Source organism: Clostridiales bacterium, from assembly GCA_030016385.1.
In the GTDB taxonomy this organism is placed as follows: domain Bacteria; phylum Bacillota; class Clostridia; order Clostridiales; family Oxobacteraceae; genus JASEJN01.
Map to the genome: position 1 here is coordinate 32,796 of JASEJN010000021.1, position 13,291 is coordinate 46,086.

At 39.6% G+C, this 13,291-nt stretch carries 6 protein-coding genes; all 6 read left to right on the plus strand.

Annotated features, from left to right (window positions below):
• Window positions 1–146 precede the first annotated feature (146 nt).
• Window positions 147–2,444, plus strand: a complete 2,298-nt coding sequence (locus QME45_06915; GenBank protein ID MDI6618395.1) for a helix-turn-helix transcriptional regulator — start codon at window positions 147–149, stop codon at window positions 2,442–2,444.
• 299 nt (window positions 2,445–2,743) lie between these two features.
• Window positions 2,744–4,360, plus strand: coding sequence for a hypothetical protein (locus QME45_06920; GenBank protein MDI6618396.1), 1,617 nt, complete (start codon window positions 2,744–2,746; stop codon window positions 4,358–4,360).
• Between the two features lie 35 nt (window positions 4,361–4,395).
• A complete protein-coding gene (locus QME45_06925; GenBank protein ID MDI6618397.1) occupies window positions 4,396–5,361 on the plus strand; it encodes an ABC transporter permease subunit in 966 nt (321 codons plus the stop codon).
• A gap of 16 nt (window positions 5,362–5,377) precedes the next feature.
• Entirely contained in the window at window positions 5,378–6,271 is an 894-nt protein-coding gene (locus tag QME45_06930) for a carbohydrate ABC transporter permease (protein ID MDI6618398.1), read from the plus strand.
• A 156-nt stretch (window positions 6,272–6,427) separates the two neighbouring features.
• Window positions 6,428–8,029 (plus strand): extracellular solute-binding protein, encoded by a 1,602-nt coding sequence (locus QME45_06935; GenBank protein ID MDI6618399.1) that lies wholly within the window; start codon window positions 6,428–6,430, stop codon window positions 8,027–8,029.
• A 36-nt stretch (window positions 8,030–8,065) separates the two neighbouring features.
• Entirely contained in the window at window positions 8,066–13,183 is a 5,118-nt protein-coding gene (locus QME45_06940; GenBank protein MDI6618400.1) for an Ig-like domain-containing protein, read from the plus strand.
• Window positions 13,184–13,291: the final 108 nt, after the last annotated feature.

The following is a 13,291-nucleotide window of genomic DNA, read 5'->3' on the forward strand; positions in this document are numbered from 1 at the left end:
TGTATATATATTCTTCAAATATAAAATGCACCGTCTAAAAATCAGGTTATGAAGTATTGCAAAAAAAGTGTTATAATATATGCAATAGTAAGAATAATTCAACAACATAGGCAGTTAAAATATCTATAGATTAAGAGGGTAATATAATGAAAAAGTTATATTCGCTGAAAAGCAAGAGTATAAAATTTACCTGGCTGGCAACCTACAGTATTTTATTTCTGTTGCCACTTATCATGTCTATAGCGATATTTTTTAAAGTAGATAGCGCATTAAAGAAGGAAATCAACGAGTCGAACTTGTTTTTGTTAAAGCAAGTGCAGCAATACACGGATAATCTTGTGGAAGATATAGAAAGGGTAGCGACAAATTTAGCTTATAATGAAACTGCGGTTAACATGAGCATAAAAAAGGGTGACCTTACTTCTGAAGAAAGATATAAGCTGTTTGAATTGCAAAAACAGATTAAGAATACGTTTTATAATAGCGCCATACAGGATGTATATATATACTTCAAGAATCTCCATATAGTCGTAAACAATAAAAATATAATGGATGCGAAAGATTATTTTAATATGTTCGCTGAGAATAACAAGCTGCAGGCAGATGATTGGATAGATATTAATAATAACAAGTATTCCGGGCAATATATGAATTTAAAGGGAACAAATGTGAATGTAACAAATTCGGACAGGCTGCTCGCTTATATGATATCCATGCCGATGACCGGAAATTACTCAGGAGATATGAACATTGTAGTTATCATAGACAAATCTAAATTCTTAAATGTAGCCAAGGATATGGAGGCTTTAAGCAAATCGAATTTCGGGATCATAAATTCCGACAATGAACTCATATTGAAAACAAAAGAATTTTCCTTGACATCTGAGATAGATTACAAGAAGATGAAGGATAATTCCGGTGTAATATATACACCCTCTCGGGGGGGGGTAACTATATCCTACCTAACCTCAAAACCAAAAATGTGGAAGTATGTAAGCATAATGCCGGTTAGTGAATACTGGAACAGGCTCGAACAATACAGGAAACTTGTTTATGCAGGAATCGTGCTGTGTATTTTTTCAGGTACCATAGTCGCTTATTTTCTGCTTAAGAAGAATTATGAGCCCGTGAAACAACTTATAAAATCCCTGGAAGTTTATCATCAGGCAAAAGTAACGGAAGGGTCCAATGAATACAATATAATAAGTGAAGCTATAAATGTTTTTAAGGATGAAAAGAAGGAAACTGAGAAGCTTAGGGATTTCCAAAATGAAATATTGCGAAAAGAATATATCGGCAATTTACTAAGAGGTGCAATAGAGGAGAACCCTTCTAAAAAAGCGGAACAAATAGGGATTAAATTTGAATACGGCAGTTTTGCAGTCATATCTTTTCATATAGGTGACTTGAGCAAAGAAAAGAATTCAGCGGGTAAGCCTGAATCCTTCAAATTAGTGAAGTTTATAATTAAATATATATTGGAAAATTCAGTCAAGAACACCGGAAAAGTTTTCACAACGGAAATAGAAAATAATCCTGTTTGCCTGTTAAATATTGACGGGGATGAGGGCGAGTTAAGTATCCAATGTAAAAAGATAGCCTTGAAAATACGGAATATCATAAATAACCACTATAGAACGGATTTATCAGCAAGCTTAAGCAGTATTTACAAGGATATTAAATACACGAACAGGGCGTTTAAAGAAACCATGGAACTTATGGAATTTATCGAGCAAACCGGAGGGGAAAGCGTATTAAGTTACAGCGAATTAAACATAAGGAATAACCCGGAATATCATTATACTTTGGAGGAAGAGCAAAAACTGGCAAATGCCGTTAAAAAGGGAGACTACGAAAAAGCCAGCGATATAATAGAATATGTGATAAACAAGAATATGAATGAGCTGATGCCCGACAGCAAAATGATTAAGCTTTTGAAGCTCAATATAATAGGCACTCTCATAAATGCCGTGGAGGACATAGGGAGGCTTTACGACCATGGGTATTTGGTATATATAAATGAATTTGAAGACCTTATCCAGTATAAGAATATAAAATATATAAAAGATGAAATATTATCAATTATATATGAAATATGCAAGAAGATTAAAGAAGATAGAAGGCGGGAATTTCAGATAGGCGAAAAAGTAATAGGATTTATAAATGAAAATTATAAAAATGAGAATATGAATATTTCAAGCATAGCTGAAACTTTTAACATGTCGCCGTCGTATCTGTCCAAACTTTTCAAGCTTCAGATGGGGGAAGGGATACTGGATTATATAAACAAATTGAGAGTTGAGGAAGCAAAGAAGCTGATAAAGATGGAAAAATGCAGCATGGAAGTTATAGCAAAAATGGTGGGATACTCAAATGTAAAAACATTTACAAGGGCTTTTACTAAAATAGAAGGAATAACTCCGGGAAAATATAAAGAAGTCTGACTTATAGATATTAATGTCTGGGTAAGACAAAAAATAAAATAACGGACAAAAAATGAAACGAGAGATAGATTTTAAAAATTGTCTCCCGTTTTTATTTTCTGTCTATTCAAAATCTTCCTTAATAAATTTATAATCAAGTATATACGAGATATCTCGATGTTTTTAAAAATGAAGTAAATATTTTATTTTGACACAAGAAATTGGTTGTTTTTTGTGTGATTTATGTTGCTTTTGGTTGTTTTGAGCTATTCAAAGTTTCTAAAATTAAATTTAGACATCTATATTAAGGAGGGTATTCAATGTTTAAAAAAGTAGTGTCTTTTTTCCTGGCAGTATTGATGCTTATGATGCTTCTGCCGGGATGTTCCAAAAAAGCGAACAACAAAGATAACAGCAATTCAAATGCAACGGTAACTTCTACTTTTAAAGGGTATCCTATGGATAAGAAGGATACTAAACTTACATGGTGGGTTGGTACAGGCTATACTCTGAATGCTGCCTATGGTAAAGCTTCGGATTCACCGTTCCATTCAGGGCTTGCCGAACAGCTTGGAGTAACGATCGACTGGCAGTTTCCTACAGCAGGAACAGATGGGACTCAGGCATTCAACACGATGCTGGCAAGCGAAAAACTTCCGGATATTATTTTCTGGGGCCTTATGTCAGATGCGGAGCGCTATATGGAAGAAGGAGTCATACGTGATCTGACAAAGGAAATGCCGACTTATTCACCGGCATACTACAAGTTCATTAAATCGAATCCAACATATGATAAATTTATGAAGACAGACAGCGGGAAATATTATGGTTACGGGTTCTTCAGGGAGGACGGCGGCTGGAATGATAGTTACCAAGGGCCTGTAGTACGCAAGGACTGGCTTAAAGCCCAGAATCTTGAAGAGCCGAAGACGATATCCGACTGGGACAATGTTTTAAAGGTATTTAAAGATAAATACGGAGCGCAGTTTGCGGGACCATGGGACCGTTTTAAACAAGGCGGAATAAGCGGTGCTTTCGGCGCTTATGGAAGCATAAATACCATATATTATATAGATCCAAATGGAAAAGTGCAGCTTGCTCAGGCTCAGCCTGAATGGAAGAACTACATGCAAAAGCTGAACGAATGGTGGAAAGAGGGGCTCCTTGACAAGGATATAATGACAATGAACGATAAGATCGCCCAGAGCAAAGCTTTAAACGGCAAAACAGGCCTTTCATATACATCCATGGGCCAGTTGACCAACTGGATTAATGATGCAAAAAAGGCCAACAATGGTGCTGAATGGGCCGGACTTCAATATCCGACATCCGACGACGGCAAATTACCGATGATATTCGGCGGGTATGGAATCGGGACTGTTGTTGCAGTTGTTACTAAAAGCTGCCCTGATGATAAACTTGAAACTGCAATGCGCGCTTTGGATTATGCATATACTAAGGATGGCAATCTTTACTGGAACTTTGGCAAGAAGGGTGTTTCATGGGACTATAACAAGGATAACGAAGTTGAATATACAAAGCTTGTTACGGAAGACAAGGATGGTTTGAACAACGCAATTTCGAAATATGGCGGGTCCACTTGGGCTGGTTCCTGCATACAGGCGACAAGGATGCTTTATTTGAAGAATATCAAAGAGGCAATAGACGCAAACAATACATGGTATAATCCCAACAAGGATATAGCCGCAAAGTGGACGTATCCTGCAGCAGTCACATTTAAGACGGATGAAAGCAACCAGCTTGAGGAATTGCAAAATGCAATCTCCACATATGCTTCGGAAACTGCGGCGAAATTCATTACAGGCCAGCAATCCTTCGATACATTTGACAGCTATGTAAAGAAATTGAACGATATGGGATTGGAAAAAGTTCTTAAAATCCGCCAGGATGCTTATGATAGATTTTCTAAGCGTTAAACGCATCAAATCTTAGATGTCAGGGGGAAGAAATAATGGCAAATGAAAACTTAACAGGAGTTTCAGCAGAAGTTTCAATAATAAAAAAGCAATCGCTAAGACATACACTTGGCCGGGATTTTAAGATAAATAAGTATAAATATTTGATAATACTGCCGGTTATAGTATACCTTATATTGTTCGCATACAAGCCTATGTACGGTTTAATTATCGCATTCAAGGAATACAGACCGGCGATAGGGATACAAGCCAGCAAATGGGTGGGCTTCAGATATTTCAAGCAGTTTTTTAATGATGTATTCTTCTGGCGCTTGATTAGAAATACTTTTTCAATAAGCGGACTGGATATATTATTTGGCTTTCCGGCACCTATCATTCTCGCGCTTTTCATAAACGAGATTAGGGTCACCTGGTTTAAGCGTACGGTACAGACAATTACCTATATGCCATATTTCATTTCTCTGGTTGTTATGTGCTCGCTGGTTAAGATTTACTGCCAGAGCAACGGCATTTTTTCACAGATTGCCGTTGCCCTCGGCGGCAAAGCAGATAACCTGCTCATGAACGGCAAGAATTTTTACACGATATATGTTGGCTCAGGCATATGGCAGCATATAGGATGGGGTTCGATTATTTATCTTGCTGCCCTTTCAGGTATCGACCAGCAGCAGTATGAAGCAGCCAGGATTGACGGAGCCGGCAGGTTCAAGCAGATGTTTTATATTACAATACCGGGCCTTATGCCTACCATAGTTATTTTGTTTATCTTGCGTATGGGCGGCATTTTAAACGTCGGCTTTGAAAAAATCCTCCTTCTTTATTCCGAGTCTACTTATAATGTTGCGGATGTCATATCGACGTATGTTTACCGTAAAGGTATACTCAATGCGCAATACAGCTATAGCACTGCAGTGGGCATGTTCAACTCGGTGGTCAATGTAATTTTTCTGCTTCTGGCAAACCATTTAGCAAAAAAAACTACCGATTTGAGCCTGTTCTAAAGAGGAGGGATTTAGAGTGGCTAAAAGCAAGTTGTTAAAGAAAACAAAAGGCGATATTATATTTGATACCATCAATATTATAATAATGCTCATACTATGCTTTATAACATTATATCCGATGTATTATGTATTGTGCGCTTCATTCAGCAATAATGTCAAACTTCTGGCTTCACCGGGGGTGCTCTGGTTTCCCAAGGGATTCAACCTTGGTGCGTATAAGCTGGCATTCAGACATCCGCTGCTGGTAAGCGGTTATAGAAACATTTTATTTATTCTGCTTGTATCCTTGCCAATTAACATTATATTGACACTATTTTGTGGATACTTTTTGGCTTCAAAGAATGTCTATTTTAAAAAACCCATTTTAGCGTTTATCATGTTTACAATGTTCTTCAGCGGAGGCATGATCCCCGGTTATCTGAATGTGCGTTCGCTAGGGCTTTATAATTCACTGTGGGCTCTTATAATTCCCGGTGCACTTAGCATTTACAATTCGATCATCTGCAAAACGGCCATCGAAAGCATACCGGACAGCCTCATAGAATCAGCGTATATCGATGGAGCCAACGATATAATGATCATTTTTAGGATCGTATTTCCGCTGATTATGCCGACCATCGCCGTGCTCCTTTTGTACTACGGCGTAGGGCACTGGAACAGTTGGTTTCCTGCATCCCTTTATATAAAGGATAACGAGAAACTTCCTATCCAAAATGTAATGCGTGCGGTATTGATCGCAAATTCGGATATTTTGAATTCGGCTGCTACGGAGGCCGATCAGGTAGATGATTTCTCGGAAACCATAAAGTATTCTGCGATCATCATCACGACTGTTCCTGTACTTTGCATATATCCGTTCCTGCAGAAATATTTTGTAAAAGGTGTTATGATAGGTGCGGTAAAAGGTTGATGGTGATTTAGTTCTATCGGAATAAAAATCTAAGGTTATTGTGCAAAAATTATTGCTTCAATATTATAATAGAAACAGATGTTATTATATTGACGATTATGTACTTAACCTTAGATTTTTTCTTGTTTACTATTTACATAATGAGGAAGATTAGATATGAAAAGGAAGACTGTTAAATTACTTGCTATTCTGTTATGCGTCGTCATGACTGCAACTATAAGCAGTTGTAAAAACAATAAAAGTGAGACTGCAAATAGTAAAAATCGATTGCCCGCAGGTGAAGTAACTTATCCGATTAAAACCAATGCTAAATTGACTTACTGGGTCAGCCTCGATGCCAAGGCTGCTGCAAGTGCAAAAAACTTAGGGTATACGGAATTTGCAAAAGAGCTCAAAAAACAGACGGGAATAGATGTCGAATGGATACATCCTGCTCTGGGCCAGGAAAATGAAAATTTCAACATAATGGCATCTTCGAAAAATCTGCCCGATATAATTGAACGCGGTTTTTTGAATTATCCCGGTGGGCCCGATAAAGCCATAGAGGATCATATAATATTAAAACTCAATGGTTTAATTGACAGGTATGCCCCGAATTACAAAAAGTATCTTATGAGTGAACCGGATTTGGGGAAACAGGTAAAAACCGATAGCGGAACTTTATATGGTTTCCCGTTTGTAAGGGGTACGGATATGAATTGCGTTTTCTACGGGCCTATAATGAGAGGTGACTGGCTGAATGACCTGAATCTTGAAATACCAACCACTATTGATGAATATGAAAATGTGCTGAAGGCGTTTAAGGATAAGGAAGGTGCTACCGCAGCTTTTACTCAGATTGGTACTGAGGATAACTTTATAACAGGAGCTTTCGGCATAAGCAAAGGCTGGTATATCGACGATAATAAAAAAGTGGCTTATGGGCCTGCAAGGCCTGAGTTTAAAGATTATCTGACCGTTATGAACCGATGGTACAGAGAGGGAATACTTGATAAGAATTTTGCATCAAATGACGAAGATGCGGTAAAGTCAAATATGCTAAGCGGCAAATCCGGCCTCATATTGGGATACTCCGGAGGCTATTTGGCTACGCTTATGAATATCATGAAAGATAAAGATTCCAAATATGAATTAGTAGGAGCCCCTTATCCGACGCTTAAAAAGGGAGAGAAAGTCAAGTTTGCCAATAAGGATTGGAAATTCAACACAGTCACTGCAGCGATAACCCCTAACTGCAAAAACCCTGAATTAGCTATGAGACTTTTGGATTATGGATATTCTAAAAAAGGCAATCTACTATATAATTTTGGCATAGAAGGTGTAAGTTTCAAGATGGTCAACGGATATCCGACATTAACGGATAATGTTATAAAAAATCCCGATAAATTATCCGTGGCAGAGGCAATAGCCAAATATTCAAGGGGTTCATATGTCGGCCCTTTCGTGCAGAGCAAAGAATTGGACGAACAATTTACCATGGGCATGCCGCAGCAAAAACAGGCTAAAAAACTTTGGGCACAGGCAGACCCTTATCCAAATAAATATCCCCTTGCGACATTCAACAGCAAAGAATCCCAGGAGATAGTAGGTATTGAAGCCCCTTTGAATGCCTATGCAAATGAAAATATTATAAAGTTCATAATGGGAACGGAACCTTTGAGCGATTTTGATAAATTCCAGGCTCAATTGAAAAAATTAAATATAGACAGGGCAATTGAAATAAGACAGGCATCGGTAGACAGATACAATAAAAGATAAATGCTGTATCCATTTTAAAAATTTAGGAGGGATAAAGTGAGAAAGAAAAGATTTATGAGGCAAATCAGCAGATGCTTGGTTTTCATCCTTATATTGACGTTTACAGGAATGGGAAACATCATAGCGAAAGCAGATGAAATTCTGCAATCCAATGCGACGGCTCAGAATCTTATCTTAAATTCCGGATTTGAAACTGCAGGGTCAGGCACTAATGCAGCTGACAAATGGGGAACATGGAATAACACCAATACTGTATATTCACTTGACAGCGCTGTATTTCATTCAGGGACAAAATCATTAAAGATCTCAACTACCTCCAGTGGAGGAGCAAATCAGCTAATCAATGTAGAAGCGGGAAAAAGCTATAGGCTTGGACTATGGATCAAAGCCGATAAAGTTGCAGGCAAGGTAAGGTATAAGTTCAAGAGAAACGGTGTGTATGACAGTAGCTGGCAGTATACTCCCGGTAGCTCGGCTACAGATTGGACTTATATAGAAAATGTTATACAGATTCCGGGGGATGCCCAGCAGATACAAATAGAAGTCTATATGGCAGGCCAGGGTGCCGTATGGTTCGACGATGTAAGCTTTATAAAGCTGGTCCCCCTTCAGTCCATCAACTTTCAAAACGCCAGCATAAGCATGCAACCTGGTGAGACTATAGAGCCTCCGATAATATATACTCCGGAAGATGCTACTAATAAAAATATTACGCTGGCCAGTTCAAATCAGGAAGCTGTAAGGATAGAGGACGGAAAGTTGGTAGCCATAAGCAGGGGAGCTTCCATAGTAACTGCATGGCCTGAGGATATATCGGCAGGAGCCGGAAAAAAGGAATTGTATGTCAGAGTAGGTGATGAAGAAGTACCTGTAGCCGGGATTTCCCTGGATAAGGAAAAAATAACTCTTACTCAAGGGGAAACGTACATGCTTAATACTATTTTCGAACCCGGCAATACTACAAGTGTGGATGTTAAGTGGACAAGCTCAAACACATCTGTAGCAACTATTGATAGCGGATTGGTCAAAACATTTGAACCTGGGACTGCAAGAATTACAGTAACTACAGATGAAGGCGGCTTTGCCGACTACTGTGATGTAGAGGTAGCAGCCAAAAACATAGTTGCAAATCCCGGATTTGAAGATACATATACAGATGATAACGGCACTCTTCTGGCCAGCGGATGGTCGGCATGGACAGCTCCCGGGCAGACGCCTTTCAATGTTTCTTTGGATTCAGCTAATAAGCACAGCGGGAATTATTCCGCAAAAATCAGCTCGGATGCCAACACAAGAGGAGCCTATACGCAAAATAATGTGCCTGCGCTTGCAGGAAAGACATACAAATTTTCTGCCTATGTAAAAACTGAGAATATAGTAAAGGCAAATTCCGGTGATAAGGGGGCGGACATCAGAGTATGCATGTGGAAGTCAGGCGGCGGCGATGCTGCCTCTCCGGTATTTCTGGCGCCCACTACATTAACGGGTAATAACGATTGGACATTGCTTGAAAAGGTCATAACCATACCTGAAAATGCTACGGCGGTAGGTATTCAATGTTATATTGGCGTAGCTAAAGGGACTGCCTGGTTTGACGATGCAAGGGTTGAGGAGTATATTCCGGTTAAGGGTTTAGAGATTTCATCCGGTTTTGGAGTAGTCAAGGTTGGAAGCAGCATAAACGTTACGGCAAAGGTAACGCCTGACAATGCAAATAATAAAAAGATAATATGGACGACGGAAAATCCGGATATTGCAGCTGTAAACGATGGAGCCATAACCGGAATCAGCGAAGGCACGGCTGCAATTACCGCAACGACGGAAGAAGGCGGATTTTCGAGGGATTTCTTTGTCTATGTGTCCAATAGCGATATGGAGATTCTGCCGCCAAAGACATATGATTTTTCCGTAGATGAAGATGGGATGATAAATGGCAGTCTGGATAAAACCGATGAGAATGGTAACGCTTTTACGTACACTGTATGTGAATATGCAGATAACGGACTGGCCAGAGTAAACAGCAACGGTGATTTTCAATATTCTCCGGACAAGAATTTTTACGGAAGCGATAAATTCAAAGTAATAGCTGCAAATGGAGCAGGGGGAATAGGCCAGCAAGATATAGATATTACCGTCAATGCTAAAAACGATGCTCCGTCATCCGGCGAGACCACTGTTGTGGTTGTGCAGGGAGATTCGGTAGAAGGCAGTGCTGATGCAGCCGATATAGATAAAGATGTTGTTACCTACACAATCAGCAGCAATCCGTCAAAAGGGACGGTGACGTTGACTTCAGATGGAAAATTTGTATACAAAGCCGGCAACGACAGCATTGGAGATGATGATTTCACGATCATGGCAAGTGATAGCAAAGGTGGAACGGCACCTTACAAGGTTAATGTATTCATATCGCCTAAAGGTGCAAAAATAATCGGTACTTTGAAATCGGTAAGCAAAGATAAAACGCATCCAAGGATAGGTGCCGGCAGGCAAACATTTGACAACTTAAAATTATTGCTGCAAAATAATGATGAAAATATAACGAGATGGTTTGGAAATGTAAAGGCCGCTTCAGATGTGATACTGACTCAGCCGCCAAAAGAATATGAACGCCCGGATGGGATCAGGCTTCTGGATGTAAGCAGGGAAGTCTTAAGAAGAGCAAGATACCTTTCCATGACTTATTTGATGACGGGTGACAGCAAATATGCCGAAAGGCTGTGGACTGAATTGGATAAAGCAGGGAATTTCAAAGACTGGAATTCTTCTACGCATTTCCTCGATACCGCAGAGATGACAAATGCTTTTGGCATAGCTTATGACTGGCTCTACGATTACTGGAGCCCCGAGAGAAAGAGCTTCATAGTTGAAGCCATAAAGGAAAAGGGGCTTATACCCGGTGTGAATGCGTATAATACGAATGGATGGTGGACAAAGGTCAACACCAACTGGAACGGGGTATGTAACGGAGGACTTTCGGTTGGTGCGCTGGCTGTAGGGGATGAGGCAGATATCGATCCTGAAATAGAGGGCATAGCTGCTACCGTACTTGAAAATGCAGTAAAAAATTTGCCCTACATGCTGAAGGAATATCAGCCGGAAGGAGCATGGAATGAAGGCCCTGGCTACTGGGATTATGGAACGAGCTATACAGTATATATGCTGTCGTCAATGCTCCAGGCTCTCGGTACGGATTATGGCTTATCTGATTTTCCTTGTATGGATATAACTACGGATTTTCCTATATACAATAACGGAGATTTGGGAAGTTATAATTTTTCAGATGCAGGAAGCGGCATAGCAAAATCGCCGATAATGCTCTGGTTTGGTACAAGATATAATAATCCTTCATATTACTGGACTTACAGAGTATCCGGAACGGATACGGGGGACCCTTTAAGCATGCTCTGGTATCCAGGACCGGAAAAATATGAAGCTGACGCACCGCCGGAAATACTGGATAAAAAGTTTGGCTATGTTGAAGTTGGAACGATGCGCAGCAACTGGTATGACAGAAATGGGATATTTTTAGGCTTTAAAGGCGGATATAACCAGTTCAATCACGGTGATCTCGATCAGGGTTCCTTCATATATGATGCCTATGGAGTAAGATGGGCTCTGGATTTAGGACAGGGAGATTATAATTCCCAGGGTTACTGGGAGATGGGGCCTACAGCAGGAAGGTGGAAGTACTACAGGAAGAGGGCAGAAGGACACAATACATTTGTAATAAATCCGGGAAATTATCCTGACCAAAATGTGTATGCAAAAGCTAAGATCGAAAAATTTGAAACTAATTCAAATCAGACTGCGGCTATGTCAATTGTGGACTTAAGCGAAACGTATAATAAAGATGCTTTTTCTGCGAAGAGAGGATTATCACTGACTAACAATAAAACGGACCTTTTGGTTCAAGATGAGGTAAGAAACAGGAAACCTTCCGATTACTGGTGGTTTATGCATACCGACTCAAGCATAGACGTAAGTGCAGACGGTAAATCAGCCATATTGACCAAGCAGGGGAAGAGACTTTATGTTCAGATATTGAGCGATGATGGTAAATTTTCTGTAATGGATGCCGTACCGTTGCCGACATCACCGGTGGCTGTTCAACAGCCAAATACAGGTATTAAAAAACTGGTTGTGCATATAGAAGATGCACTGGATGTAAACTTAGCCATAAGGATGGTACCTCTCATGAGCACCGACGAGATACCGACTGATAAGCCGGCTGTAGTAAGTCTTGATAAGTGGGAGGTAAAAGAAGAAACGCCGTTATTTATAGATGGGCTGTCGGTGGATGGAAAAGAAGTTGAGAATTTCAATAAATATAATAGAGTCTATAGAGTGATGATTCCATACGGAAGCACTACGGTACCAAACGTAGAGGCGAAAGTAAACAATCCTGATGTCAATGTGGATGTAAAACTGCCTGAAACTGTTCCGGGAACTGCCAAGGTGACGGTTACTTCTAAAACAAATGCGGATATCAAAAACAGTTATTATATAGACCTGTATCCAGACAAGGGAATAACTGCAAGTACGGCTGAGGAAGGGAACTGGCCTGAAAATTCCATGGACGGAGATCTTGTAACCAGATGGGCGGCGGAAGGTGACCAGTGGATACAATACTATATTGGAGAAGGTCAGGTAGTGGAAGGTATATCCATTGCATACTTCCGTGGAAATGAAAGAAAATATACTTTTGATATTCTTGTATCGGAAGACGGAAAGAGCTGGAAGACAATATTCCAAAATGTGCAGACCACAGGAACTACTTCTGATCTTGTAAAATATGATTTCCCAGAGATGGAAAGAGCAAGATATATAAGGATACTCGGGCATGGAAGCGATGTAAACCGCTGGAACAATATCGCCGAGGTAAATATTCATAGACACAACATGTGTAAATCGGATTTGATTTATATGATTAACACAGGGTATAGCAAGAATTATATAACCAGTAAGGGCATATATAACAGTCTGCTTGCCAAGCTAAAAGAGGACCATGAAGAAGGCAGCAATGCTGATTTAAACAGGCTTAAAGCTTTAAAAAATGAAGTAAAAGCCCAGAGGGGAAAGAAAATAGATGAGAGTTTTGCAGACATGCTTATAGAATCCATAGACTGTGTTTATGAATATGAAAAGCAGTAGTATTCTTTAGATATCTGCGATTCATAATATGAAATCTGTCATAAATAGAATTGTGTTATTTTGAGCACTCATTCGCCAGATTCAAGTTTTGTAAGTTCTAAGGCCTGC

Coding starts and splice junctions, on each gene's coding strand:
- QME45_06915 (MDI6618395.1), top strand. CDS start 147: ATGAAAAAGTTATATTCGCTGAAAAGCAAGAGTATAAAATTTACCTGG.
- QME45_06920 (MDI6618396.1), top strand. CDS start 2,744: ATGTTTAAAAAAGTAGTGTCTTTTTTCCTGGCAGTATTGATGCTTATG.
- QME45_06925 (MDI6618397.1), top strand. CDS start 4,396: ATGGCAAATGAAAACTTAACAGGAGTTTCAGCAGAAGTTTCAATAATA.
- QME45_06935 (MDI6618399.1), top strand. CDS start 6,428: ATGAAAAGGAAGACTGTTAAATTACTTGCTATTCTGTTATGCGTCGTC.